The following is a 25,311-nucleotide window of genomic DNA, read 5'->3' on the forward strand; positions in this document are numbered from 1 at the left end:
TCGGTACGATGCGGCGGCATGACTCACGTACTTATGGTTCTAAGTGGTGCCCGTGTCTGGACTCTTAAAGACGGCACGGAGCACCCCCACCGGCTTCTGGGCAGAGGAGTTCATCGCTCCTTATGACATCTTTACTGAGGCCGGATATGACATCACCGTGGCGACCCCGCGCGGGGTCAAGCCAGTAGTTGATGAAATCTCTTTGAGCATCTCCGGCGGAACCGATCCGCTTTCGGCCAAGAAGCTGAAGTCTCGCCTTGCGGAGCTCTCCGATGTCCTGGAGAACCCGGCTGACCTCCATGACCAGAACGAGGAAGATTATGACCTCGTGTTCTATCCCGGCGGCCATGGCCCGATGGAGGATGAGCTGGTGGCGCGAGGCTTGGACTACGACAAGGGCCTGCTGCCATTTCCCTCGCACGTCGTGGTAGATGGCAATCTCTACACCGGTCAGAACCCGCAATCTTCCAAGAAGCTTGCGAAGACCTTGGTCGACGCGCTCGCGGATTAGGCCATCGTTCCCGCGAATTAGGCCAGTGCCGGTAGGGCGCAGAGGACAACTGTCACTAGCAGGATGAAGGCCATGAATGCCTTCGCCTGCCAAGTGGCGAAGTTGAAGGTAACGCCCACGCCGAAGCGCTTGTCCACGAGGACTGCTGGGTCGTCGGGGTTGTAGTAGAACATTCCCCACTTGTAGTGCTCGTCGTTATCTGGCGATTCCTTGCCCTCGTCAGGGAAGCTGACACCACGCAGGGCGTCGTCAAGCTGGCTCGCCCGGAGAGCGATGAGGACCAAGAGCGCGATGACTCCGAGGATGCTGCAGAGGAGCAGGCCGTAGAATCCTACGGGCAGCCAGTCACTGAATTCGGGGAGCGGACCGGCGATTTGGTCAATAGTGAGGGGGACGCACATAGCCAGCAACAGCAGGCCGATGCCTTCGTTAGAAGCTGCCAGGATTGCATCGTTGCGCAGCTGACCTTTGATGGAGCGGTCGTTGCGGGAGTGCGACGGGAAGGCGGCCATTGCCCAGAAAATTACGGCAAAGAGTGCGATTAATCCGAGGGATACAAAAGTTCCTATAAAGACGCTCGGGACGGACTTGTCGCTCCAGGCGTCGGGCTGCAAGCCGGCACCCCAGTGCGTTGGGATGGTTTCTGGGATGTTGTCCCAGCGCATCGCAACAACGATTGCGCCGACAGCGGTGACGAGTAAGGAGCCGAGCACGCTAATCCATGGAAAGCGCACAGTGGTCTTGAGACCTGCGAGTTGCGATTCCGTAAAGCTGGTGCGAGTGATGCGTGCGGAAATCGCTGTTTCTACCTCGTCGTACCACTTGCCAGCGGCCTTTGCATCGATGATGCGGCGACGTGCCGTGACGTAGCTAAACATGGCGCCGACTACCACGATGAGCGAGGAGAAAGCGGCGACGATAGGCCACTTCCATGCGGCAAGGGTGAGCAGAGTAGTGAGGATGCCGCAGATCCAGACCTTGGTGCGGTAGGAACGCAGTGCGGCTTGAACTTGTGGGTCTTGGCGCTTGTCCTGCGGCACGCTCACACCAAGCGGCAGGGAAGCGATGGCGGGGATGGTGGCGATGGTCCAAGTGACGGCGAGGGTCATGGCCGCCATGAGGAGGGCGAAAATCATGGCAAATCCTTCAAAATTGCGTCGAGGTGGGAACGGATTTCGGAATCGTTGAAGCCCTGTGCGCGGGCTAGCAAGGCTGCGCGCTGAAGGCCCTCAACGAGTTGTTGGTTTTGTGCGTCGGTGCGGGCTCCAGGGCGAACCACCGTGCCGGAGCGCCCAGCGGTTTCGGCTAGGCCTTCGGCGACGAGCTTGTCATAAGCCTTCTTGACGGTGGCGGGATTAATGCCGAAGTCTGCGGCGACGCGTCGTACTGGATCGAGCTTGTCGCCGTCTCGTAGTTCGCCATGTGCGATGGCAGAAACGATGGCGTCGTGAAGCTGCGTAAAAAGCGGGACACCTGATTCTGGATTGAGGGTGAGGAACATGCCGACCCCCTTTCTGTGTTGGTTCAACTAATACAACGTTGTATTAGTGACTATAGCACAGATTGTGTTACTTGTAGCGATACAAAGCGATTAGAGTTCTACAGTGCGGTTAATCGAAAGACGCGAACAAAAATCTTCGTCGTGGCTCACTAAGATGAATGCACCTCGATAGGCAGAGAGCACATCTACCAGCCAGTCAACAGTGGGGATGTCGAGGTTATTCGTAGGTTCGTCTAGAAGGAGGAATTTAGGTGCTGGAGAAGAAAGCAAGACTCTCGCACATTCGGCACGAAAGCGCTCGCCTCCTGAAAGCTGCCCGAGCGGGGCATGAACGCTATCGTTTTGGAACAACAACTTAGCTAGCTGATTGCGGAGGAACTGCGGATCTTCGTTTGGATTGGCTGCGGTTACCAATTCCCACATACTCAAGTGTTCTGGAAGCGTGATGCGCTGACGCAAGTAGCCACAGGCTAGTGCGTAGTCGACGTCGCCGTTTGCCACGCGGTTGAGGAACGTTGTCTTTCCGGAACCGTTGGGACCTGCGAGTCGGACGCGCTCAGGGCCTACGATGCTGAGTAGCTCACTGCGGAGAACTTGGGTTGCGTTAGGCAGTTGAGTGTTCGGAAGCTCGATATGGACGGCAGAATCGTCGCGTAGCCGCAGCTGAGCTTTGTTGTACTCCTGCTGTGCGCTTGCCACTGATTGGGCTGCTTCGTGCGAGCGCTTGGCAGCTGTGTTTTGAGAGCGATTCTTGTCCAGGCCCAATGCGATAGGAGGCTTGCGTTTGGAAGCCGCGTACTTCTTTCCGCGACGCTCATCCCGGGCTAGCCGCGTTTGCATTGCTGACCGCTGGCGGACTTCTTTGCGTAAGGCGGCCTTGGCCTGGTGGACGTCGGCAAGCGCGGTGTCCTGTTCGTGGTCAATAGCCTCCTCATAGGAGGCGTAGTTCCCAGTAAACATGCGTAATGAGCCGTGGTAGAGCTCGGCGATGCAATCTGCGTGATTAAGTAGATCGCGGTCGTGTGAAATGACCAAAACCTGGGCCGGCGAGTCAGCGATCAAACTAAGGAGAAGTTCCTTGGACTGCGCATCAAGGTTGTTTGTAGGCTCATCCAAAATGATCACGTCAGGTTCGGAGAAAAAGAGCGCAGTAAGCGCGACAGTAACGGCCTCGCCGCCCGATAGGCTACCGATTGTGCGATCCAAGGAAATGGGCAATTCCGACGCCGCGAGCGCAGCACTGATTTTTTCCTTGAGGTCCCAACGCTCGCCCACGACCTCGACGAGCTCGTCGGTGTAGTGTCCCGCTTCGATTTGCTCGATGGCCTCCAATACTTCACGGGCGTGGAATACGTCGGCAACAGTATCGGAGACTTTCAGGCCTAAGTCTTGGTCGAGGTACCCGACGCTAGGGGCACTGACGGTACCTGAGGTTGGTTCGAGTATCCCGGCCAGCACCTTGGCCAGCGTTGATTTGCCCGAGCCGTTGGTGCCAACGAGTCCGGTGAACTGAGCGCTAAAAGTCCCATTGAGATTCGCGAAACAGGGTTTGCCGTCAGGCCACACCATGGTGAGGTCAGCGAAAGAAATAGGCATGGATCGATCCGCCTTCGAGTCAGAGGTGTTGATGTGAGCTTCGAATTAAGAGCGGATCTTCATGGCAAGGAAGGTTAGCAGCGTGCGTGCGTGGTGTCCATAGTTTGTGAGGAAATGGAATTACAAGAAAAGTGCCACTGCCACTACTGCGAGGCCTTTCCAACCGCGGCTTAAGTAGCCCACCACTTCAGGGGAAAAGGAAGCACCGAAACCGCCCGTATCGACCATGCTCATTTGCGTCACGCGGGCAGGGCGGGACCTGGTGTAGCCGGCCCACGCCAGGCCTACCGCGATGACTGCAAGTGCAGCAAGTGAAAGCTGCCACACGATGGCAACAAAGACCGTTCCTATAATCGCTGTGCCTATCGCAGCGCTCATAGGAAGACCCCACTCTGCCCAAGGCCCTTCCACGATTCGCCCAAAGGAACCTGCGCGGCTTACGGCCGCACCCACCATGGACCAAGCGGTGGCAAATGCAAGAATGCCCAGCGAACCCAGGTGCGGTGCGAACCCGAGGCTCAAACCAGCAACTGCCAGTGCGCCGACGCCGATGTACCAACGCCTGCCTAGACGGCGCGCGAAAAGACCAGCTAAAGAAGCGGACGAACCGATCTGCGGTTTCAACCACATGCTTTGGCTGGCTAGGGCGTCGGAGCTGACCTCAGAGTCGAGCAGGTTCACACCTGAACTGCTCACCTGGCGGGAACGGCCAGCAGCGAGCAGTGACGCAACGGTGAAGGAACGCCAGCCCACGGCCATGCGTAATGCTGGCGCTGCCAGTGCGAATAGAGGAGATGCGCCGAGGGACACGCAAAGCAGCAACGCGAGTGCAGTGGCCCCGAGCAGCTGCAGAACTGAAATTGAATCCATGCCCCGCAGGCGTCCTTGTGGGCGGAGGTGGTAAACCCACCGAGGGCCTGACATCCCACGCAGCGGGAACAGCGCCTCCAGAAGCGCAATCAGCGCCAGCAATCCCAGGATGCCGCCCGTTGTCTGTAGAGGAGCAACGTCGGTGCGAATTACGACGAAAGGCAAATAGTCGGCGGCGTATTGCCATACGCCAAAAAGTACGCCTAGGAGACATCCAAACATGGTGATCGCTCCAACGACGTCACCGAACTTCGACAGGGCCCGTGTCATGCCAGTACGAGAGTTGGTGTCAGGCATCATAGCTCCACCAACTCATCGCACGCATCGGTGACGGTAGGCGAGTGGGACGCCACGATGATGCAGCGACCTTCTTTCGCCAGGTGGCGCAGTTCGCTGCTGAGGAATTGCGTCCACTCGGCGTCGAGGTGGCGCTCGGGTTCGTCGATAAGCAGCACTTGCGCGGGCTGGTAGAGCTGGATGGCCAGGAAAACGCGCTGGCGCTGGCCCGCGGACAAACGCGTGGCGGGGTGAGGTAGGAGCTCCTCAAGCGCCCACAATTCGATGATTTCAGCGAAGTCAACGCCAGTGGTCCGGGCGATGAGATCGATGTGCTCGCCCACGGTGAGGTCCGGTAGGAAGATTGGGTCGGCCACGGTGAGCACCGCGCTTGCCGACGCCCTCGTTCCCACCTCCTTCCCATCAACACGGACGGTGCCCTCGAGAGCCGCGAGCTCGCCACCGAGAGTGGCGAGCAGCGTCGACTTGCCTGAGCCGTTAGCTCCCTTGAGGCCGTACATGCGGCCCGGGGCAAACTCGCGGGCAAGATGGCCGAGGGCTGTGGTATGTCCGTAAGTGGCATCGATGTTCAGCATGCGGCAAGGCTATCAATTCTGCTGCTTGCAGGCTTTCAAGACCTTGGTTTTGGTACCTTGAGCTGCTAAAATTTAGCGTCAAACAGCTATTTTGGGGGAGAAAAAGAATGGTTACTCCACAGCCCGCTAATGAGTTCATAGACACCGAAATTGATAAACCGAGGGATAACAAGTTGGCCTTGGGAGACGCAGCAATGCGTTTGGCCGGCCATGACGTTAGTGACCCGAAAGTTCGTGACTTGGCCCGCCGCGTAGCCGCTGGCACGGTGTCTGCTGAGGACGCAATAGCCCAAGTTCGCCGGACGGCATTTAAGTAAGCAGGGGAAAATGAGCGGGGGTTGGAAAGATTACTTCATTCCAGGAACAACGGTTCTGAAGAATCTATTGGGGGCAACTGATGCTGAGGAGCTCCGATTACTCGAGGAAAAACTGGTATTCCTGCGAATCTCGGAATTACAGCATGAGCCCCTAGAGGGGAATTTTGATTATCAGCATTTCAAAGCCATCCATCGCCACCTTTTCCAGGATGTTTATGAATGGGCGGGGCAGGAGCGTACGGCTCCTACTGACCAGTTCATGGTGAAGGCCGGTCATGCTTATTACCCAGCGGGTCCAGAGCTGACCAAGGCCGCGAACAAGATTTTTGCTGGTCTTGCCCGCGATAACCTGTTGTGCGATATGACTCTTGAGGAGTTCGTCCCGAAGCTGGCGGAAGTGTGGGGTGAACTCAACGTTGTGCACAGCTTCCGCGAGGGAAACACCCGCACGCAGACCGTCTTTTTCGCGTTCCTTGTGGATAATGCTGGGTTTGCCTTGGACGTGGAGCGCCTAGCCGTTGATAGTGAACTGCGTGAGCGGTTCATCGCTGCACGTTTTCATAGCCAGGACACAGGCGATAACGCGCAGCTGGCGCGGGTGCTGCGCGAAATCGTCGGCAACCGCTAGCTCGTGCTAGCCCTTGTTGCGGAATACAAAGATAGAAGAGAAGTCCTGGTCGCCGTGGCCCATGGACTGCTGTTCCTCAAAGCGTTCGATGGCGGCGTGCACTGCTGGCAGCGGCTTAGAAGAAGTAGCCTCTATGAGCTTGGCGTCTTTGCAGAGGGCATCGACAGTGAAGTCGCCCGGAGTGGTATTGCGCTCGCCGGTGACGAACGGGCCCTTCATGTTCTTCATGAACGCGAGGCCGGTGATATCGAGCATCTCGAGGATGACCTCGGAATCAAGGCCCTCGGATTCGCCGAGCTGCAGTGCCTCCAGCAGTCCCTCGGCGGTTACTGCCAATGCGAGGTTGGCTAGCAGCTTGCCCAGGGCGGCGGTAGCTGCGGACTCGACGCCGATCAGCTTGTTCTCACCGGCCCATGGCTCGACGATGTCCATGGCGAGCTCGCGACGGTCGTCGTCAGGCGTGCCCACATAGACGCCCAACTCGCCGTTTCGGGCTGGGCCCAGGGAACCCACGACTGGTGCGTGGACATAGGAATCCACCGCGGCGGCAAATTCGCGTGCGGCCTCCGGGGAAACGGTGGTGGTGTCAATCCAGGTAACGCCGGCGGGGATCAGCGCGGGCTCGATGATGCGCTCGCGAATGTCATCAGGACCAAACAAGGAAGTGATGATGACCTCGGCGTTTTTCACCGCCTCTTCAGGGGTATCTGCCAAGCTGGCGCCTTCTTCGACGAGAGGCTGCGCGCGCTCAGCGGTGCGGTTCCACACCGTAACCTCGTGAGATTTGAGCAGGTGGCGGGCAAGCTCGCTGCCCATTCGGCCGGTTCCAAGGAATGCGATTTTCATGGAAACCAGTGTGCCATTTTTGTTTGCGGGCGCGCAGTCAACTTCGGTGTGCCACCGGAAGAGCGCCGTGGTTCGTATCCCGTCGGTACCGCCCACACCGTGTGGGCTGGCGATGATCATCGGCGGCATCGTAGGCCTGAAAACGGTGGCCTAGGGCAGCGGGATGTAGATTTCCTCCGGGCGTGGAAGTGGTGGCGGCTTCGGGATTTGATCGATTCCCTGTTGTACCTCCGGCGGAATCGGAACCTTTGTGGGAATCCGCGGCGGCGCTGGTGGCGGCGGTGGCGGTGGCATATGAAATTCCGGCAGCTTTGGCAGGCCTGGAACTGGTGCGGGTGCTGGACGCCGTGGTGGCGGAGCCGGCGCAGGTGCGTGGATAGTTACCGTATCGGGTGAATGCGGCGGTGCTTCTGGTGGCGGGGCCAGTTGGCTTTCTTGCGGAGCTTGCTCAGGTGCGGGCGCCTTCGGTGTTTCTTTCGGCTTTGGTTCGTGTTTGCTGGATGACGCTTGCGCGGAATCTAGCGCTAAGCGTGTGGCCGGTTGTGGCGCGGAGCCCTGGGCCCAAGGCGTGGTGCTTTCTGATGTTTGCGTTTCCAGCGGTTTCATATCTTGAGCTGGAACCATGGTGACTTCTTTGCTTGCACAGGATGCACAAAATACAGCGCTAAGGCCGATTGCGCAGATGAAGATGCGTGAGCGCACGATGAAAACCTCCCCCTTAAAATTTTCCCCAAAATCCATCGCCACGGTCTTTAGCTGCTAGCTGCATGAGCAGCCGGTGTGCAGCGCGCTTTGTTGTTCCCCCCATGACGCTGCGAACGTGGCGACGGCAGTAGCTTAACCTCATTTTGAAGCGCGTGCAGGATTAACGGAATGCGGAGTAGCTGCGGTGGGGCGCGAAGTGCTCTGGGTGCGGTGGCGCGTTTCGGACACTCCAACTTTTGTATAGGGACAAAGCAGTTACAATGTTGGCTATGCCTAATACGAGTCAGCAGCCAGTTTCCCAGTCCACCCAGTGGTTCGAGCGCGCCTCCAAGGTCACCCCAGGTGGCGTGAACTCTCCGGTCCGTGCCTTCGGTTCGGTCGGCGGCCAGGCCCGCGTTATCGCGCGCGGCGAGGCTTCCCGCCTGTGGGACGTCGACGGCAACGAGTACGTCGACCTGGTTAGCTCCTATGGCCCGATGATTCACGGCAACGCCCACCCGGCAATCGTGGAGGCTGTGCAGAAGGCAGCGGTCGATGGCCTTTCCTTCGGCGCGCCGACTGAGGCAGAAACCCTGCTGGCAGAGCGCATTGTGGAGCGCACCGCAGTAGAGCAGGTGCGTCTGGTCAACTCCGGCACTGAGGCAACCATGTCCGCCGTGCGCCTGGCCCGTGGCTTCACCGGTCGCGCAAAGGTGTTGAAGTTTGATGGCTGCTACCACGGCCACGTTGATGCGCTCTTGGCGTCGGCAGGCTCCGGCGTTGCTACCTTCGCCCTTCCGGATTCCCCGGGCGTTACCGGCGCAACCGCTGCCGATACCATCGTTGTGCCTTATAACGATCTGGATGCTGTCCGTGAGGCTTTCGCCGCACACCCAGGTGAGATCGCCTGCATCATTGCTGAGGCAGCCGCGGGCAACATGGGCACAGTGGCTCCCGATGAGGGGTTCAATGCGGCGCTGAAGGAAATCGCGCATGCCGACGGCGCGCTGCTCATCCTGGATGAGGTCATGACTGGCTTCCGTACCTCACACAAGGGCTGGTTCGGCGTCGACGGCGTCGCTGGTGACTTGGTCACCTTCGGCAAGGTTGTCTCCGGTGGTCTGCCGGCTGCTGCTTTCGGTGGCCGCGCGGATGTTATGGCTTACCTGGCACCGGCTGGTCCGGTCTACCAGGCAGGCACTTTGTCCGGTAACCCAGTTGCGATGGCTTCTGGTCTGAAGTCCCTGGAGCTTGCCGACGAAAAGCTGTACCCGCGCCTTAGCGCAAACGCTGACCGCCTAACCGGTCTTATCTCTGCAGCATTGGATAAGGAAGGCGTCGCGCACAACATCCAGCGCGCTTCCTCGATGTTCTCGATCCGCTTCGCTGAGGGCCGCGGCCGCAACTTCGACGATATGAAGGCTGCCGATACCTGGCGCTTTGCTCCGTTCTTCCACGCTCTTCTGGAAGGCGGCGTCTACGTTCCGCCATCAGCTTTTGAGACCTGGTTTGTCTCCGATGCGCTGACCGACAATGATTTTGAGGTAATCGAAAAGGCGCTCGCGCCCGCAGCAAAGGCTGCCGCAGCAGCCCAGCGCGCTTAAAGCTCATTTAAAGAAGAGCGAAAGGAACTTCTATGTCGACGACTATCGTCCACCTGGTCCGCCACGGTGAGGTGTACAACCCGGAAAAGATCCTCTACGGACGCATCCCGGGCTATCACCTTTCCTCCCGCGGCCACTCCATGGCGGCGCGCACTGCGGAGTCCTTCCGCGGCCACGACGTGACCTACCTTGTGGCTTCGCCGCTGCAGCGCACGCAGGAAACCGCGCAGCCTATCTCCAAGGTCACCGGCCTTGACGTTGAGATCGACAAGTCCGTCATCGAATCCGGTAACCGTTTTGAGGGCCTGCGCACCAAGGGCTGGAATTCCCAGCTATGGAACCCACAGCGTTGGCCGCTGCTGCGCAACCCGATGCAGCCTTCCTGGGGCGAGCCTTTTGAGGAGATCGCTGCCCGCATGGTCAATGCAGTCGAGCGCGCACGCGATAAGGCAGAAGGCCACGAGGCCATCATCGTCTCCCACCAGCTGCCCATCGTCATGGTCCAGCGCACCGCACTAGGCAAGCGCCTTGCCCACGCACCATGGGACCGCGAGTGCGACCTTGCCTCGGTGACCTCGCTCGTCTTCCAAGATGACCAGCTCATCGACATCTTCTACTCCTCCCCGGCGCAGGATATTTAAGGCAGAGCCCGTGAAACACAAACTTTTGCCTGTAGTCGCCTCGTTGATGGTTGTCGCTTCGGCTACCACTGCGTGCAGTCAAGACGCAGATAAAGCACAAAATGCAGTGGCGAGTGGCGGCACCTTTGAATTCTTTGCTCCAGGCGGAGAAAAAGTAATCAAATATGCGCCCGAAGAGCGCAAACCGTTGAAGTCCTTCACAGGAGAGAATCTGCGCCACGACGGCCAGACCATTTCTCTGGATGATTTCTCTGACCAGATCGTCGTACTGAACTCTTGGGGACAATGGTGTGCTCCTTGTCGCTCCGAATCGGATGACTTACAAAACATCCATGCCGAGCTGACCAAACGCGGTACGGGTACAGTTCTGGGAATTAATGTCCGCGACTTCAACCCGGAAATTTCCCGTGATTTTTTGGGAGATAACGGGCTGGAGTATCCGTCCATCTACGATCCGCCTTTCAAGACGGCTGCGGCTCTTGGCGGCGTACCGACCTCTGTCGTGCCAACCACCATCGTGCTCGATAAGCAGCATCGACCAGCCGCCGTATTTCTGCGCGAGATCACCGACAAGGATGTTCTCGAAGTCGTAGATTCGCTGGAAAAAGAGTAGTTTCCACTGCTAGACAACTTATTTAGAATTGCGCGAGGTTTCATGGACTTTACGGATGCGGCGCTCAACGTCGAATCGGTCATCACTAGTGGTCCTTTCGCCCTAGGTTTTCTCCTCGCCATGGCCGCTGGTTTGGTCAGCTTTGCCAGTCCGTGCGTGGTCCCGCTCGTTCCCGGCTATATCTCCTACCTGGCCAGTGTGGTTGGCGGTGAGGTTAGTTATGACGCGGAGTATGGCATCGGCGTCGGCAAGCGCAAGCAATGGGCCGTAGTACTTGCCGCGGCGCTGTTTGTGCTGGGCTTTACCGTGGTATTCGTACTGGCGACGGTCTCTGTTTTCGGTGCGATTTCCGCGCTGACGCTCAACGCTGATGTGCTCATGCGGATAGGCGGCATCATCACCATCCTCATGGGCGTTGTGTTCATGGGCGTGGTGCCGGTGCTGCAAAAGGACACCCGCATGGCGCCGCGGCGCTGGACCACGTGGTTGGGTGCGCCGCTGCTTGGTGGCGTCTTTGCTCTTGGTTGGACGCCGTGTCTGGGGCCTACGCTCGGGGCGATTATCTCTGTCTCCGTTGGCACTGAAGGCATGACCGCAGTGCGCGGAACCTTCCTTATCATCGGCTATTGCTTGGGTCTGGGGCTGCCTTTCCTGCTCGTTGCGCTGGGCTCAGCCCGTGCCATGCGCACTATCTCTTGGATGCGGCAACACTCTCGCACCATCCAGATCATCGGTGGTATCGCCATGATTCTGGTGGGCCTCGCACTGGCTACCGGCTTGTGGGGCAACTTCATCAGCTTCATCCGCCAGTGGACGTTTGAATACGGCGCGACCCTAATTTAAGAGGATAAGAAGGCATATGAAACTTATCGTTCGCTATCTGCGCAAGGCATGGCATTGGCTGACCAGCATGCGCACCGCACTGGCGTTGCTGTTCTTGCTCGCCCTGGCGGCCATCCCGGGCTCGCTGCTGCCGCAGCGCGATCTCAACGAGGCTAACGTCAAGGACTTCATCAGCTCGCACGGCAAGGTCGCAGAAATCTACGACAAACTGCAGCTTTTCGACGTCTTTTCTTCCATCTGGTTCCAGGCCATCTTCATGCTGCTGATGGTCTCCCTCGTGGGCTGCATCATCCCGCGTTCTTGGGAGCACTACAAAGCCTGGAAGACCCCGCCTACCCGTGCTCCGAAGTACCTGGAAAAGATGCCGCTTCACGCCGAAGGTCATTCGGAGCATTCGCCGGAGGAAATCAAAGCTCGAGTAACCAAGCTGCTGAAGAAGTGGCGCGTTGCTGAATCAGGCCCGGAAGAAGACCGCCAGGGGCAGCAGTCTTTCTCCGCTGAGCGCGGCTATGCCCGCGAGCTGTGCAACCTGATTTTCCATATTGCCTTGGTGGCCATCTTGGTCACCGTTGCCGCCGGCCGCCTGTCTAACTACGAGGGCCAAGTCATCGTGGTCACCGAGTCCGGTTCCCAGGACGGGGAGACCAAACTGGATCAGTCCACCGAGTTCTGCAATACCTCGACCTCGAACTATGACTCCTTCCGCGCTGGCTCGCTTTTCGACGGCACGGGCCTGCACCCGTTCTGCTTCGTAGCCCACGACTTCACCGCGGATTACCTGGATAACGGCCAGGCGGAGATGTTTAGATCGAACGTTTCTTATGCGGAAGGCGATGACATTTACTCCGACCCTTCCACCTGGCAGGATTACGCGCTCAGCGTCAACCACCCGCTGCGCCTTTCCCATAACCGCGTCTACTTGCAGGGCCACGGCTACGCGCCGACCGTGACGGTGGAGTGGCCAAACGGCGAGAAGCGTACCCAGACCATCCAGTTCCGCCCCGATGACATGGTTCGCTTCCTTTCCTCTGGCGTCATGCGCTTCGACCCGCCGGCTGGCATGTACCCGGATCTCTTTGAGCGTCGCCAGAATCAGCTCGCCATCCAGGGCCTTTTCGCGCCGACCGCACAGTGGTCCGGGGAGAACGGTCAGCTGCTGACCTCCGCGTACCCAGGGCTTACGGATCCTGCCTTGGCAATCGATATCTACCGCGGCGATGCCGGCCTCGATACCGGCACTGCGCAGTCCATCTTCGATCTGGATTCCTCCCTGGTGCACTCGGGTCAGCTGCAGAAGATTGACCGCGTGAATCTCTCGCAGAACGAATCCGTGACGCTGGACGATGGCACGAAGGTCACCTTCAACGGTGCCTCCCAGTATGCGAATTACCAGATTTCTTATGACCCGTTCCAGAAGTGGGTCTTGGTCTCGGCCCTTTTGATGCTCGTCTCCTTGGTCGGTTCGCTAGTTATCAAGCGCCGCCGCGTGTGGGTGCGCATTAGCCCGGCCGCGGATGGAGGAACCGACATCCAGATGGCGGGTCTTGCCCGCACCGACCGCGCCGGTTGGTCCGAGGAGTTCTACGCGCTCTATCGCGAGCTTTTGGAACTGCCTGACCCGGACGAAGTAGAAGAGGATGAGATCTGGGTGGATGATTAATCCATCCGACTAAAGTTTGATGTCGCCTGCATGCGGGAGTATCGTATGCAGGTACTATTTGGAGCAAAGCGCAAGGTTTTCAATGCTTATCGATCAGAATCTGTCGAATTTTTCCGACATCGCCGTCCAAACGGCCTTCGTTATCTACGCCATCGCGCTGTTTCTCTCGCTCGCGTACTACGGCCGCATGCAGTCGGTCATCGATGCCCGCCGCGCAGCTGCAGCAGATCGCGCGCAGTCCAAGCAGAAGGTAGTGGCAGGCGGCAGCCCCTACGCACCAGGCGAGGATGACGCTGCGCTTGCCGACGCCGCCGTCGCCGACACCACTCCAGTCAAAGACCCCAGCGTCCTCGAGGAAAAGGCTGACAAGCTCGGCGGCATGACGCAGATGCTGCTGTGGCTGGGCATTGTGCTCCACGTCGTGGCAATCGTGCTGCGTGGCCTAGCCACACACCGCTTCCCGTTTGGCAACCTGTATGAGTACGTGCTGATGGTGACCGCTGGCGTGCTCATCGTGTCCAACATCGCGATGCAGCGCAAGGAATGGCGCACGATGTGGCCGTGGATCCTCACTCCGATTCTGGCGCTGATGTTCTACGGTTCCACCAAGCTGTATGCGGAATCCGCTCCGGTTGTCCCGGCGCTGCAGTCGCACTGGCTGCCAATCCACGTCACTGTGGTTTCCCTCGGTGCTTCCATCAGCGTGGTTTCCGGTATCGCGTCTTTGCTGACTATGTTGCGTGTCTGGCAGCCGAAGGGCGCTGAGCGTAGTTTCGCTGGAGTTGTGGCAAAACCGCTGCCTTCGGCGAAGAAGCTGGATCAGCTTGCTTACCGCCTCGGCATCATCGCACTGCCGACCTTGGGCCTGGGTATCGTCCTCGGCGCCATCTGGGCGGAATCCGCATGGGGCCGCTTCTGGGGCTGGGACCCGAAGGAAACCGTCTCCTTCGCTACCTGGATTCTTTATGCGGCTTACCTCCACGCGCGTGCGACGCCGTCCTGGCGTAAGTTCTCGCCGTGGATCAACATTGCCGCGACCTCCTTGATGGTCTTCAACCTGTTCTTCATCAACATGGTTGTTTCCGGTCTGCACTCTTACGCGGGGTTGAACTAGTGCCTGATACGCATAAGCCAAGAAATAAGCAAGGAAAGCCAGCAGGCGATAACCCGCAGCTGCTCGCCATCGGCGCGGAGTTCGCTGCTCGCCGTCGCGAGCTCGGTATCCTGCAGCAGCAACTGGCCGATGCCGCAGGCGTATCTCGCTCCACTTTGCACACCATCGAGCACGGCGGCAGCGGTGTGCGCTGGGAGAAGGTCACCGCGGTCGCGGAGGCCCTCGGCCTTGAGATGAGCTTCCAGCCGCGCGCTTAGCGGCGTAGCTTTCCATCACTTTCTTCATGGTCCCATTGCTTGGGTCCCTTTGTGGGGCAATGGGACCATGAAGCGCGTTTCAGGGTTGCCGTTACTCGTAAAGCTACCCGTAGAGAGGGACCTTTAGAGGGAAACCATTCCGTGCCGGCGGAGAATGCACCCTACTTCTCGTCCGTTTCGTCGCGCGAAGGCTCGTCGCGGTGGCTCTCGCGGCGCTGTTGACGGCGGCGCTCCTCGGCTTCCCGCTCGGCCTGCATTTCGCGGGCGCGGCGCTCCTTGAAGCGCTCCTTCTCGAGGTTCCACAGGAACTCTTCATCGTCGTCTGGGCCCTTGATGGCTGGGCGCTGCTGCGTTGTTTGCGGCTTCTTCCAGCTGGAAGGGCCAAAAGCCTTCCAGACCAGTACGGCGGCAAGAACAACTAAGACAAGCAAAATCAAACGACCCATGCGTTATATCCTACGGAATCGAAAGCGTAGACTTTAGCCCCATGACTGATACTTCTTCTGCACATAATCCGGAGCCGCCGGCACCCGATCCCGAGCTGCGCCGCCGCTCCCGCGCCGCGCTTTGGAAGTACGGCTTGGCCCGCCTGGTGCTTTTCATCCTGCTCACGGTGGTCATCGAGCTCATCGCCATCCTGGCAGGTTTCCCCATTCCAGTACTGCTCGCAGCGCTGCTTGCCCTATTCGTGGCGTTGCCGTTGTCGATGCTCGTGTTTAAGAAGTGGCGCGTAGAAGCCACCGAGACCTTGGCTGAGTACTCCGCTCAGCGCAAGGCTCATAAGGCCTGGGTCCAAGCGGAGTTGGCAGGCCGCTAGCTTTCACATCGTGGCATTCAATTACTTCGGAGGAACGGCTTTGTGAGCTTGTTCCATAACGAAGGAAGCGCAGTAAACAGTGCTGTGCCGAGGCCGGCGATGATTAATGCAGCGTTCGGTCCAGCGGCAGATACCGTCGGTGCACCCACAATGTATCCAACCAGCATTGCCGAATTGTTAATCGTCCCCATCGTTACTAACGCTTTGGGCTTAATCTTTGGATCGACGGCGCTGACGACCACTATTCTTAGAGCAGACACTTGGAGTCCATTAAACATTCCAGCCAATGCGAAAAGCGGAATACAGAGAAATAACGCGGGCACAAAGCCTGGGATCGAGATGCAGATCCCCATTCCTATTCCACTTTTGATCAAGGTCGCTAGGGCGTTTGCCTTCGTAAGTCTTGCTGAAAATCTTGCGCCTAAAATCCGTCCCACGACAAAACACTGGGCGACTATTGCATATAAAAACCCGCTGGTATTCAGGGACTGAGTGGCGAAGAACACGAGAGCCACGTTAAAAATCGATGTGAAGATAATCGCGGCCCAGATGCTTGTCAGCGCCTGACGCGAACGTGGATTGTTAAGAAGTATTTTTGGAGCTTCAACAATGCTGTGCAGAGGACTTGGGGCCTCGGCCTTGAGAGTGTGGGGGGAAGTTGATGGAACTAGGGGCCAATCTTGTCTTTGCAAACGCTGCACCACAATAATTGAGCTCCCGACGGCTAGGGCCTCCAATGCAAATACTGTGCGTAGTGAGGCGATGTCTAGGAATCCGCCGCCGAGTACAGGGCCTACGAAGCTGCCACATAGCCGAGCCGTGTCCAAGTAGGAAAAAGCCCGGGCTTGGTCCGAGGCATCTAGGCTTGAATCTGCAATTGCGTAATAGGCTGGAATGGTAATCCCACTCAACGTAGCTATTACGATATTTCCTGCGATGAGAGTGAGCGTTGATGGAAAGCCGCACAAGAAAATGAGAGTAAGGCACTCAAATATTGTTCCAAGCTTTGCCACCGTAAAAGGATTTGCTCGATCAAAGAATGGTGTCAAAAGAGGGGACACAAATACCTGAGCGCAGGCCCCTGTTACTAGAACAGTGGCCACAAGTGCTTCACCGTTTGGCCGAGTGGCGAAGTTGAGTGAGATTGCGATCGAAGTCATCGCTCCGCACAGAGACATAAAAAAGTAGGCAATGACGAGACTAAAGACTTTGCCTTTCGACCCATCATTACCTAGTGGAGTTTTCAACACTCTATTTGGTCCTCACCCAGTGGTCTACGGACATTCTCGAAGGATCGATTCCTATATTTTGCAGTATTGAGTTATGCCGGTTGTCGCGGAAACTGTCTTTCTTTTCTAAGAAAAATTCCAAGTCATACCAAGAAACGCCAAAGTGAACACATGCGCTACCGTCGTCGAATGACTCGCTTAAAACGAATTGCCAATCGTAGGGGCCGCCTGGTCTATTCGGGCCCATTTTTGCAAGTCTTTGGTCAGAAATTTCAAGCTGTCGGAGACACTTTTCCAGACTTACGGCATTGGGCAGTTGGATTGTGACCTTACTCTCGGCCACAGCCTCTCGCCCTCTTACCCGTGATGGGGTAGACCCCCCAACAGATTCGATTTTTGGAATCTCATCGAAAATAAACAACTTTCGACCTTTCTGTGCGGACAGATAAAACGAAGTGAGTGAAGTGTATCACTCTGAGTAATGTTTGTGATTTAAATTTCAGAAAATTTTAAATCGGCAACTTTTAACTTCGCTTGGAGGTCTTGCCCTTCGGCGTACGTTTTCCCTACGGGGAAGGCTGACAGTAAGAATTTTTAGACGAGAAAAAGAGCAATCGCGCTGACCAGCGCCCATACCAGCATTGCGCGGCCAGTGATCCCGAGCACCGGGATGAGCTGGGGGCCGCGGGCGCCGCGGTTGACGGTGCGGACGGCTTGGAGTGCGAACGGGAAGTACGCCAAGGCAGCCAATGCCAGCCAGGAGTCGAAGGCGATGACGATGGTTAGCAGGACCGGAAGAAGTAGCAGCCACATGAATAGGTTGCGCGACTTTTTATCGCCCAAGCGCACGGCCAAGGTGATCTTGCCGGCCTCAGTGTCGGAGGGGATGTCGCGAATGTTGTTGGCCAAGTTGACTGCGGAGCTCATTCCACCAATGCCTATCGCCAGCGCCAGTCCAGTCAGGCTGATGCGGCCAGCCTGCGTGAACTGCGTGCCCAGTACGGCCACCAAACCGAAGAAGATGAAGATAGCGACCTCACCGAGGCCACGGTAACCGTACGGATTCTTGCCACCGGTATAAAACCATGCGCCGGCAATGCAAAGCGCGCCTACCAAGATGAACCACGCGGCGTTCGCTACCAAAGACAACGCAATGCCAGCCACGGCAGCAACTGCGAACGAAGCAAAGGCTGCGTACTTCACGTGCTGCGGCTTCGCCAGCCCACCGCCGGTAAGGCGCTGCGGGCCGGTGCGGTCGTCGTCGGTGCCGCGAATGCCATCCGAGTAATCGTTGGCGTAATTGACACCGATGATGAGCGCCCACGCCACAATGAGTGCGAGAAAGGCACGGCCCCAGTGCGCGCCGTCGGCAGCCGCGGCGGCGCCCGTACCAGCGATGACTGGGGCGAAAGCATTTGCCCATGTGTGCGGGCGAGCGCCTTGGAACCAGTCTTTGGCAGTTGCGGGATAGGCAGAAAGTGACATGTTAGTTATTGTGCCACGCCACCGCGGACATGCTGTGCACAAGGGACGCACACGGCGGACATATAAAAGCCACGGGTATGGCGGAAGCGCGTCGTACAATACCCAAGAAAGGACGGCTGTGGGCCACACCCGTGACAAAAGTTCAATGCGTTGAACTTTCTTAAAAGTTATCATGTGAATCGCTCGCGGGGCAAGGCCTTTACTACGATGAATGTCATGCACTTAAGCGATCTCCCTGAACGTACCCAGGACTACCTCAAAGTCCTGTGGGACCTCTCCGAACACTCCAGCGGCGCGCCCATCGCGCTCAAGGAGCTGGCGGGGCGATTGAACCAAAAGGTGCCCACGGCGTCGGAAGCCGTAAAGCGTCTCGTTGCCCAAGGGCTGGTGGAACACGAGCGCTACTCTGGCGTTTCGCTGACCCCAGAGGGTCAGGCACTGTCCATGGGTATGGTCCGCCGCCATCGTCTCCTCGAGACCTTCCTGGTTAAAGAGCTGGGGTACACCTGGGACGAGGTTCACGAGGACGCCGATCTCCTCGAGCATGCATGCTCCGATCGCTTCATCGATCGCCTCGATCAGCACCTGGGCCATCCTCAGCGCGATCCCCACGGCGATCCCATCCCGGACGCGCAGGGCAGCATCGAGGACCTTGGCACGCTCACGCTTGACGACGTCCCCCTTCACACCCCTGTCACCATCGAGCGGGTATGCGACGGGGACACCGAGCTGTTGCGCTACCTCGACAGCCACGGCGTTGGCTTGGGCGTCGAGGTCGAAGTCGATTCCCGCGTTGCGGGCCTGCTCAACCTGCACGCAGGGGACAGGGAGTTCTCCCTTGCGGAAGTCGCGGCCGCCGATGTGACGGTGCGCGCTAACGAAGCCTAATCAGTTCTTAAAGAGCCCTGCGACACCACGACGGTCCACCTTGCCGGGGCCGGTCAGCGGCATCTCAGCAATGCGGATAATCTCGCGCGGAATCTGCCACCGAGGCAGGTCATCGAGCGCTTCGAGGATGTCGGTGCGCGAGGCCCAGCCGGTGTAAGCTGCGGCGATCATCTGGCCAAGACGTGGATCAGGGATGCCCACCACGCATGCACTGTCGACGCCCGGTAACTGCAACAAGAGCTGTTCCAGCTGTTCTGGGTGCAACTTCAGGCCGCCCGAGTTGATGATGTTGTCCAGACGCCCAGTGACGGTGAGTTGACCGTGGGCGTCGAGCGCCCCGGCGTCGGAAGTGGCGAACCAGCCATCGACGAAGTCGCGCGATTCCACATTGCGGTAGCCCTGCGCAATGGTCGGCCCGCCCAGGAAAATGCGGTTATCCTCCCCGATGCGCACCTCGGTGCCGGGCAGGGGAGTGCCGTTGTAGACGCAACCGCCCGCAGTCTCCGAGGAGCCATAGGTGGTTACAACGGTGATGTCGAGCTTGCGCGCAGATTCCAACAGCTGGGGATGCGGCGCTGCTCCACCCACCAGGATGGAGTTGAAGCGGCGCAGTGCCTGGATGCCGTCCAGCGAATCGAGTGCTTTGTGCAGCTGCATCGGCGTGAGCGCGGTGTACATGCGGTCTTCGGTGTGGGCGAGTTCTTCTGCTGCGCGGGCGAACTCGGCGATGTTAAAGCCTTGGGACAGGTCGAGGCACAGTGGCTCCACACCCGCCACCAACGAACGCACGAGCACCTGGATGCCTGCGATGTGGTGGGCGGGCATGGCCAGTAGCCATTGGCCGGGTCCACCCAGGAAAGAATGGGTGGCATCCGCACTCGCCACCAAGTTAAGTGGGCTTAGCTGCGCACCTTTCGGTGTGCCCGTGGAACCCGAGGTGGCCACCACCAAAGCAATGCCCTCAGCAATCGATTCGCCCGCGCGCATGTGGTTGCGCAGCAATTCCGCCCGCGTGCGGTCCGCTGCGGGAAGGGGCAAGAGCGTGGTCTGCCCAGCGATGGCCTTTTCGAGCTCATCCAAAATAGCTGCGGGATTGCGGGGATCGACTGGGAGTGGGGCGAGGATATGAGTCACGAATAATCAGGTTACCCGGGCATTTCGTTCGTCCCGGGAGGCGGCGCGCCGGGCGTTTAGAGCAAGGCGCGTAGCCCCATGCTGAGCAAATAGAACACACCCGCCAGCACCGCGATGCAGCCGCCCGCCGACAAACTGAGGGCGGCCGCCAGCCAGAGCCCGCCGCATGCCAGCGCAATGCCCGCGATACCGGCACCGAGCATGAGCTGGGTCGGGCGCTTGATCCACGGCTGCAACGCCGCCGCCGGGGCTACCAGCAGCGCCAGGGACAAGATAGTGCCCACCGCGGGAATCACCACCACCATGGTCACGCTGATAAGCGTGAGGGTAAGCAAGTCATAGCGGCCGGGCTTTCCGCCTTGTGCGCGGAAGAACGTCTGGTCGAAGTAGAAGGAGACCAACGTCCGGCGAAATGCCACCAGCACGCCAAGGCTGACCACCACCAGGGCGCCGACAAACCAGACATCCTGCGCATTGACAGTGGTCAGCGAGCCCACGAGAAAGCTATCCACGTGGATAGGTAGCGGTTGGAACCAGCGCAGCAACAAGATGCCCAGGGAAAACCCCAGGGTGAGCGTCACGCCGGCGGCAGCAGTCGAAGAAATGCCCTCGACGGTACTCAGCCACCGCATAAGCCATGCCAAAGGCAGGCAGAACAGTGCCGCGCCCACCATCAAACCCGTGGAGAGATCCAAGCTCAGAAGGTTGGCCACCACTACACCGAGCACCGCGCCGGGGAAGATTCCGTGTGACAGGCTCTCAGCGAAAAAGACGCGCTTGCCCATGACCATCAAGGTTCCAACCAAGCCAGATAAACATCCCACAGCGATGGCCTCAAGGAGGGGCAACCGCAGGATCTCTGGATCAAGATGAGACAGTCCCATTAGCTAAATACCCCCTTCAAGCCCGCTAGCGGCACGGTGGCAACCAGCATCAAGCTGACGATTGCCTGCGGCGAAATCTGGTGCGTGGTTTGGGACAGCATGATGGCAAATCCCACCACCACTGCCAGTGTGGACAAACCCGCAGCCCAGAAGCACATGCTGCGCGGGGATCCTGCGATCAAGCGCGCCGAGAGGCCTGGAATGACAATAAAACCGATAACCAGCAACACACCCACTGCCGAGCTAGCCGCCACCACGATTAGGCCAACCGCGATATTCGCAATGAGCTCATAAGCCGCCACGTTGACGCCCATGGCGCGGGCCGCTGTTGTATCGAAAGCGACGAGAATTTGCATGCGCCAGGTTGTCAGGATGAGCAGTGCCGCAATCACGCAGAGCGTGACGGAGGTTGCCAGCCTGGACTGCGTGACGTCGAGAAGCCGGCCAAACATGAGTGCCTCCAGCTGCCCGGACTTGTCGCCATAGGCCAAACTGATGACCACGCCGATGCCGTACATGAAGGTCAGCACCACGGCCGTTCCGGCTTCCATATCCAGCTTCCGCGCTGACTGGCGCCGCCCAGAACCCAGAGAAGCCAGCACCAGCACCGTCACCGTGGCCACCGCGGCCGCACCCGGCACGATGCCCGGGATGCCGCCCACGATGAGCCCTACCACGATGCCCGGAAAAACCGAGTGCACGAGGGCTTCCACCGTAAATTCCATGCGGCGGAGATTAACGAGGACGCTAATGGCAGCTCCCGCAATCGATAGGCACAGCAGGAAGAGGAAAGCATTGCGCAGGTACGGGGCGAAGAGAATCTGCTCTATCACAGTCGCGCGCCTTGCTCCATATAGGTTTCCACTGCTTCCTCGGTTCCCATGGTGCGGACCTTGCCGTCGATCACAAACGCCGCCCAGTCGCAGGTGTGCTGCGCCAAGATGGGGTCGTGAGTGGAGACGAGCAGGGCGATTCCTGCTTCCTTGAGATCCGCAATGATCTGAATCAGGATTCGGCGACTTTCTTGATCAAGCCCGTTGAAGGGTTCGTCGAGAAGCACCAGCTCCGGGGCCGAAACCAACGCGCGCGCGATGAGCACGCGCTGGCGTTGCCCACCCGAGAGCTGGCCAAACCGCGTCTCGGCGAGGTGCTCCATCCCCACTTGTCGCAGGGCATTGAGTACGCAGTCGCGGTAGCTACGCATGCTCGTGCACCTGTGCCACCAGCTCACTGAGGGCAAAAGGCCCATTTCCACGACCTTGTAAGCCGTGACGGGAAAGCTCAGGTCGGAGTCTTGGTACTGCGGGACGTATCCGAGCGAGGCGTCGATGGTGGCCATGCCGCGCAAGGCAGCCAGGCCAGTGATTGCCTTGAGCAGGGTAGATTTGCCCGCGCCGTTGGAACCTAGGAGCGCCACGGCCTCGCCCGCGCGGATCTCAAGGTCAACGTCGGTGAGGATATCCCGGGCGCCATAGCCGCAGGTGGCATTGTGCAGAGTGACTAATGGGGAAGACATAAAGAGCTACTTGCGCTTGGCGAAGTCGAATTCCTGCAGCGATTCCGGCAACGGTTGCTGCTCGGAGCCCCAGGCGCTGACCAAGGTGTTGATGTTGTGGATGATGGATCCGATGTAGGTCTCGCCCTCACTGCCAGGCACGCCTAGCGAGTCGCCGTACAAAGCGTCGTCGGATGTAACCGCCTTGACGCCTGCGGCGCGGGCGATGGCCTCGATGGACTTCGAGTTGTTGGAATTCTCCGCAAAGATGGCCTTGGCGCCGGACTCGCGGACCTTCTTTACCTGCTCATCGATGTGGCTCGAGGTGGCGTCCTGCTGGTGGTTGAAGTCAGACAGTGCGGAGCCGATGAATTTCACGCCATACTCGTTAGAGAAGTAGCCGAAGGCGTCGTGGGAAGAGAAGAGCACGCGGTCTTGCTCAGGAACTGCGGACATGGAATCGCTGGCCCACTTGTCGAGGTCCTCCAGCTGGTCGGTGTACTTCTTGCCGGCGGCGGTGAAGGCGTCCTTGGCCTGCGGGGAGGCCTGGGACAACGTGTTGACGATGTTGTCGACCTGAATCTTGGCCTGCTTCGGGGAGGTCCACACGTGCGGGTCGTACTTGAATTCTGGGGCCTCGCCGTCCTCCCCCGGGAAAGGCCACGGGCGCGGGCTCACGTGTTCGATGCCCTCGTCGATGGTGTACTTGCCGTTGCCATCGCTCATGCCTTCGCTCTTGACGCCCGAGGTCACGGCCATGACGCCGTGGAAGCCGGAGGAGTCCACGGCTTGGTCGAGGAAGTGCTCGAGGTCGACTCCGTTGACGAACATGTAGTCGGCCTGGGAGAGCGCCTGCATCTGCTGTGGGGTCATCTCGTGCTCGTGGGCGCTGGCGTTGGGGGCGAGCAAACAGGTGAGGTCGAGGGTCACTGGGCCCTCGCCGGAGGTGGTCTCTGCACCTTGGGAGTCGACCTTGTGGAGCTTGACGCCGCCGGCGGCTATCTGGGTGAGGTAGTCGCAGATCTGGGTAGTCGTGGCCACGGCCTTGACGGTGTCGCCGTCCTTCGGTTTTGCGGCGTCGGTGGATTCTTTCGAGGCGCTGCAAGCGGCGAGGCTGGCGCCGAGTGCTAGGGCGCAGGTGCCTGCGAGAATGCGCTGTAGGGGCCGGCGTGGGGTGCTGTGATTTGAGCTCATCATGAACTTCCTTTGCATTGGGAGAAGTGAACTCAACAAACACTAGCACCCTTGAACTAGATTGTTCAATATTATGAACTTAGGCAGTCCTATCTCCTCTTTTAGCTGCTAAAACTTAAAAATCCTCTCACTTCAATAGATGAGGTGAGAGGTTGGGAAGCGGTGGCCTTAGTTGGCTACTTTTGTCTTCTTGCTGAAGAGAAGCTGGTCCAGGGAGTGCATGCCGGGGCCGGCGGCGACGAGCATGACGAATGAGTTGCTGAGTTTCATGCTCAACACTTTACGTATGAACTATGGACATGTCCACAATTGCTTGAGGTGTCTCACTCGGGAGGCGTGGGTGTCCCACGCCATTTACTCCGCTACATGTATGGATTGCGCGGGGTGTCCTCCTGATCGAAGGGACGCTCCCCACGCCTTTCGGCGTCTTTGATATGGCGCAGCATCCACACGCGCGAACCAAGAACGCCCGCAAACGCCAGGACAGCCAATCCGATGCAAAGATAAATCATGCTTCTTGCCTTGCTATAGCCATTAGCTGAAGCGCTAATAGTAGTACGGGAACTGCTCCCACTGTGGATCACGCTTTTCGAGGAATGCCTCCTTGCCCTCGACGGCCTCGTCAGTCATGTATGCCAGGCGAGTCGCCTCGCCGGCAAAAACCTGCTGGCCCATGAGGCCGTCATCGGTCAGGTTGAAGGCGAACTTCAGCATGCGCTGGGCTGTCGGGGACTTGCCGTTGATTTCGTGGCCCATCTGGATAGCGGCATCTTCCAAGTCGGCGTGATCGACGACCTCGTTGACGGCGCCCATCTCGTACATGCGCTGGGCGTCGTAAGTGCGACCCAGGAAGAAGATTTCGCGGGCATACTTTTGGCCCACCATTTTTGCCAAGTAGGCCGAGCCATAACCGGCGTCGAAGGATCCGACGTCGGCGTCGGTCTGTTTGAAACGCGCCTCCTGGCGGGAGGCGACCGTCATATCGCAGACTACGTGCAGGGAATGCCCGCCGCCGGCCGCCCACCCATTGACCACGGCGATGACCACCTTGGGCATGGTGCGGATAAGGCGCTGGACCTCCAAGATGTGCAGGCGGCCGCCTTCGACCTTCTCGCGGGCGGTGTCCACGGTGGATTCATCCGCGGTGGCATCATCGTGGGCGTGCTCGGTGGCGTAGCGGTACCCGGAGCGGCCGCGAATGCGCTGGTCGCCGCCCGAACAAAAAGCCCAGCCGCCATCCTTTTCGGACGGACCATTGCCGGTGAGCAAAATCGTGCCCACATCCGGCGTGCGGCGGGCGTGGTCAAGGGCGCGGTAGAGCTCATCCACCGTGTGCGGGCGGAACGCGTTGCGCACCTCCGGGCGGTCAAACGCGATGCGGACGATGCCGTCCTCGCGCTTGTCTCCGATGAGCCGGTGGTAGGTGATATCCGTGAGGTCTTCAAACCCCTCTACGGAATGCCACAATTCCGGCCGAAAGGGATTATCGGTGCTGTATTTTTTCTGCTCGCTCATAACGGCCAGCTTAGTGGCAAAAGAAGAATAGTCCCCATTCCCAACCCTCACCCACACGCGCTGCCCAGCAGGCCGGTAATAATCAATGCGCGATACTACGAGGGCTTCGCCCC

At 58.8% G+C, this 25,311-nt stretch carries 28 protein-coding genes and 1 pseudogene; 13 read left to right on the top strand and 16 right to left on the bottom strand.

The genetic code is table 11. From position 1 onward, the window contains the following. Nucleotides 1-18: 18 nt before the first annotated feature. Nucleotides 19-511, top strand: a pseudogene (locus HMPREF3155_RS02735) (type 1 glutamine amidotransferase domain-containing protein). Nucleotides 512-528: 17 nt separating this feature from the next. Here the strand turns inward: HMPREF3155_RS02735 and HMPREF3155_RS02740 are convergent. From HMPREF3155_RS02740 to HMPREF3155_RS02760, 5 genes are all read right to left on the bottom strand, one after another. Continuing rightward, the gene (locus HMPREF3155_RS02740; RefSeq protein ID WP_061920374.1) at nucleotides 529-1,647 is read right to left on the bottom strand and encodes a DUF5808 domain-containing protein; all 1,119 of its coding nucleotides are present in this window, start codon (nucleotides 1,645-1,647) and stop codon (nucleotides 529-531) included. Next, on the bottom strand, nucleotides 1,644-2,012 hold the full coding sequence (locus HMPREF3155_RS02745; protein WP_061920376.1) for a GntR family transcriptional regulator: 369 nt from the start codon (nucleotides 2,010-2,012) through the stop codon (nucleotides 1,644-1,646). The genes HMPREF3155_RS02740 and HMPREF3155_RS02745 overlap by 4 nt, the downstream gene beginning before the upstream one ends. Before the next feature lie 90 nt (nucleotides 2,013-2,102). After that, nucleotides 2,103-3,608 (bottom strand): ABC-F family ATP-binding cassette domain-containing protein, encoded by a 1,506-nt coding sequence (locus HMPREF3155_RS02750; protein WP_061920378.1) that lies wholly within the window; start codon nucleotides 3,606-3,608, stop codon nucleotides 2,103-2,105. 120 nt (nucleotides 3,609-3,728) lie between these two features. Beyond that, nucleotides 3,729-4,775: an ABC transporter permease gene (locus HMPREF3155_RS02755; protein ID WP_246815642.1), complete on the bottom strand. Its 1,047-nt coding sequence runs from the start codon at nucleotides 4,773-4,775 to the stop codon at nucleotides 3,729-3,731. Beyond that, nucleotides 4,775-5,350, bottom strand: coding sequence for an ABC transporter ATP-binding protein (locus HMPREF3155_RS02760; protein ID WP_061920381.1), 576 nt, complete (start codon nucleotides 5,348-5,350; stop codon nucleotides 4,775-4,777). Before HMPREF3155_RS02760 ends, HMPREF3155_RS02755 begins: the two co-directional genes overlap by 1 nt. A gap of 107 nt (nucleotides 5,351-5,457) precedes the next feature. On the opposite strand from HMPREF3155_RS02760, the gene HMPREF3155_RS02765 reads away from it, so the two are divergent. Further along, nucleotides 5,458-5,667, top strand: coding sequence for a hypothetical protein (locus tag HMPREF3155_RS02765; protein ID WP_049063782.1), 210 nt, complete (start codon nucleotides 5,458-5,460; stop codon nucleotides 5,665-5,667). Between the two features lie 10 nt (nucleotides 5,668-5,677). Beyond that, the gene (locus HMPREF3155_RS02770) at nucleotides 5,678-6,295 is read left to right on the top strand and encodes a Fic/DOC family protein (protein WP_049063784.1); all 618 of its coding nucleotides are present in this window, start codon (nucleotides 5,678-5,680) and stop codon (nucleotides 6,293-6,295) included. 6 nt (nucleotides 6,296-6,301) lie between these two features. On the opposite strand, the gene HMPREF3155_RS02775 is transcribed toward HMPREF3155_RS02770, so the two are convergent. After that, complete coding sequence (locus HMPREF3155_RS02775; RefSeq protein ID WP_070432523.1) at nucleotides 6,302-7,141, bottom strand: NAD(P)-dependent oxidoreductase; 840 nt, start codon at nucleotides 7,139-7,141, stop codon at nucleotides 6,302-6,304. A gap of 248 nt (nucleotides 7,142-7,389) precedes the next feature. Between HMPREF3155_RS02775 and HMPREF3155_RS13220 the strand changes: the two genes are divergently transcribed. The 8 genes from HMPREF3155_RS13220 (at nucleotide 7,390) to HMPREF3155_RS02810 (ending at nucleotide 14,557) form a co-directional block, all read left to right on the top strand. After that, complete coding sequence (locus tag HMPREF3155_RS13220) at nucleotides 7,390-7,521, top strand: hypothetical protein (protein WP_268751111.1); 132 nt, start codon at nucleotides 7,390-7,392, stop codon at nucleotides 7,519-7,521. A gap of 585 nt (nucleotides 7,522-8,106) precedes the next feature. Beyond that, nucleotides 8,107-9,429 carry a glutamate-1-semialdehyde 2,1-aminomutase gene (gene hemL, locus HMPREF3155_RS02780; protein ID WP_070432524.1) on the top strand — a complete coding sequence of 441 codons (1,323 nt, stop codon included), beginning with the start codon at nucleotides 8,107-8,109 and terminating at the stop codon, nucleotides 9,427-9,429. A gap of 32 nt (nucleotides 9,430-9,461) precedes the next feature. Further along, nucleotides 9,462-10,070 (top strand): histidine phosphatase family protein, encoded by a 609-nt coding sequence (locus HMPREF3155_RS02785; protein WP_061920396.1) that lies wholly within the window; start codon nucleotides 9,462-9,464, stop codon nucleotides 10,068-10,070. Between the two features lie 46 nt (nucleotides 10,071-10,116). Then, a complete protein-coding gene (locus HMPREF3155_RS02790; RefSeq protein ID WP_070432564.1) occupies nucleotides 10,117-10,683 on the top strand; it encodes a TlpA disulfide reductase family protein in 567 nt (188 codons plus the stop codon). Between the two features lie 42 nt (nucleotides 10,684-10,725). Beyond that, nucleotides 10,726-11,526, top strand: a complete 801-nt coding sequence (locus HMPREF3155_RS02795) for a cytochrome c biogenesis CcdA family protein (protein ID WP_070432525.1) — start codon at nucleotides 10,726-10,728, stop codon at nucleotides 11,524-11,526. Between the two features lie 16 nt (nucleotides 11,527-11,542). Continuing rightward, complete coding sequence (locus HMPREF3155_RS02800; protein WP_070432526.1) at nucleotides 11,543-13,186, top strand: cytochrome c biogenesis protein ResB; 1,644 nt, start codon at nucleotides 11,543-11,545, stop codon at nucleotides 13,184-13,186. Nucleotides 13,187-13,268: 82 nt separating this feature from the next. Next, on the top strand, nucleotides 13,269-14,300 hold the full coding sequence (gene ccsB / locus HMPREF3155_RS02805) for a c-type cytochrome biogenesis protein CcsB (RefSeq protein WP_070432527.1): 1,032 nt from the start codon (nucleotides 13,269-13,271) through the stop codon (nucleotides 14,298-14,300). After that, nucleotides 14,300-14,557 (top strand): helix-turn-helix domain-containing protein, encoded by a 258-nt coding sequence (locus HMPREF3155_RS02810; RefSeq protein ID WP_061920405.1) that lies wholly within the window; start codon nucleotides 14,300-14,302, stop codon nucleotides 14,555-14,557. The genes ccsB and HMPREF3155_RS02810 overlap by 1 nt, the downstream gene beginning before the upstream one ends. 161 nt (nucleotides 14,558-14,718) lie before the next feature. Here the strand turns inward: HMPREF3155_RS02810 and HMPREF3155_RS02815 are convergent, their stop codons facing one another. After that, on the bottom strand, nucleotides 14,719-15,003 hold the full coding sequence (locus HMPREF3155_RS02815) for a hypothetical protein (protein WP_070432528.1): 285 nt from the start codon (nucleotides 15,001-15,003) through the stop codon (nucleotides 14,719-14,721). Between the two features lie 41 nt (nucleotides 15,004-15,044). On the opposite strand from HMPREF3155_RS02815, the gene HMPREF3155_RS02820 reads away from it, so the two are divergent. Further along, a complete protein-coding gene (locus tag HMPREF3155_RS02820) occupies nucleotides 15,045-15,374 on the top strand; it encodes a DUF4229 domain-containing protein (protein WP_061920409.1) in 330 nt (109 codons plus the stop codon). A 17-nt stretch (nucleotides 15,375-15,391) separates the two neighbouring features. On the opposite strand, the gene HMPREF3155_RS02825 is transcribed toward HMPREF3155_RS02820, so the two are convergent. Next, a complete protein-coding gene (locus HMPREF3155_RS02825; RefSeq protein ID WP_049146071.1) occupies nucleotides 15,392-16,621 on the bottom strand; it encodes an MFS transporter in 1,230 nt (409 codons plus the stop codon). Between the two features lie 576 nt (nucleotides 16,622-17,197). Next, nucleotides 17,198-18,088: a 1,4-dihydroxy-2-naphthoate polyprenyltransferase gene (locus HMPREF3155_RS02835; RefSeq protein ID WP_070432530.1), complete on the bottom strand. Its 891-nt coding sequence runs from the start codon at nucleotides 18,086-18,088 to the stop codon at nucleotides 17,198-17,200. 216 nt (nucleotides 18,089-18,304) lie between these two features. Here HMPREF3155_RS02835 and HMPREF3155_RS02840 point away from each other — a divergent pair, with 216 nt between their 5' ends. Continuing rightward, the gene (locus HMPREF3155_RS02840; RefSeq protein WP_070432565.1) at nucleotides 18,305-18,976 is read left to right on the top strand and encodes a metal-dependent transcriptional regulator; all 672 of its coding nucleotides are present in this window, start codon (nucleotides 18,305-18,307) and stop codon (nucleotides 18,974-18,976) included. Here the strand turns inward: HMPREF3155_RS02840 and menE are convergent, their stop codons facing one another. The 7 genes from menE to HMPREF3155_RS02870 all read right to left on the bottom strand — a co-directional run bounded on the left by menE (nucleotide 18,977) and on the right by HMPREF3155_RS02870 (nucleotide 25,198). Then, on the bottom strand, nucleotides 18,977-20,110 hold the full coding sequence (gene menE, locus HMPREF3155_RS02845; RefSeq protein WP_070432531.1) for an o-succinylbenzoate--CoA ligase: 1,134 nt from the start codon (nucleotides 20,108-20,110) through the stop codon (nucleotides 18,977-18,979). 56 nt (nucleotides 20,111-20,166) lie between these two features. After that, nucleotides 20,167-20,994 carry a metal ABC transporter permease gene (locus HMPREF3155_RS02850; RefSeq protein ID WP_049062513.1) on the bottom strand — a complete coding sequence of 276 codons (828 nt, stop codon included), beginning with the start codon at nucleotides 20,992-20,994 and terminating at the stop codon, nucleotides 20,167-20,169. Further along, the gene (locus tag HMPREF3155_RS02855) at nucleotides 20,994-21,827 is read right to left on the bottom strand and encodes a metal ABC transporter permease (protein ID WP_235590994.1); all 834 of its coding nucleotides are present in this window, start codon (nucleotides 21,825-21,827) and stop codon (nucleotides 20,994-20,996) included. The genes HMPREF3155_RS02850 and HMPREF3155_RS02855 overlap by 1 nt, the downstream gene beginning before the upstream one ends. Then, nucleotides 21,824-22,510 carry a metal ABC transporter ATP-binding protein gene (locus tag HMPREF3155_RS02860; RefSeq protein WP_023020501.1) on the bottom strand — a complete coding sequence of 229 codons (687 nt, stop codon included), beginning with the start codon at nucleotides 22,508-22,510 and terminating at the stop codon, nucleotides 21,824-21,826. The genes HMPREF3155_RS02855 and HMPREF3155_RS02860 overlap by 4 nt, the downstream gene beginning before the upstream one ends. A 6-nt stretch (nucleotides 22,511-22,516) precedes the next feature. Then, nucleotides 22,517-23,683, bottom strand: a complete 1,167-nt coding sequence (locus HMPREF3155_RS02865) for a metal ABC transporter substrate-binding protein (RefSeq protein WP_061920421.1) — start codon at nucleotides 23,681-23,683, stop codon at nucleotides 22,517-22,519. Between the two features lie 362 nt (nucleotides 23,684-24,045). Then, nucleotides 24,046-24,195 (bottom strand): hypothetical protein, encoded by a 150-nt coding sequence (locus tag HMPREF3155_RS12995; protein ID WP_168162301.1) that lies wholly within the window; start codon nucleotides 24,193-24,195, stop codon nucleotides 24,046-24,048. A gap of 34 nt (nucleotides 24,196-24,229) precedes the next feature. Then, the gene (locus HMPREF3155_RS02870; protein WP_070432566.1) at nucleotides 24,230-25,198 is read right to left on the bottom strand and encodes a 1,4-dihydroxy-2-naphthoyl-CoA synthase; all 969 of its coding nucleotides are present in this window, start codon (nucleotides 25,196-25,198) and stop codon (nucleotides 24,230-24,232) included. Between the last annotated feature and the right edge of the window lie 113 nt (nucleotides 25,199-25,311).

It is taken from the genome of Corynebacterium sp. HMSC06D04, from assembly GCF_001807315.1.
GTDB classification, from domain to species: Bacteria; Actinomycetota; Actinomycetes; order Mycobacteriales; family Mycobacteriaceae; genus Corynebacterium; species Corynebacterium simulans.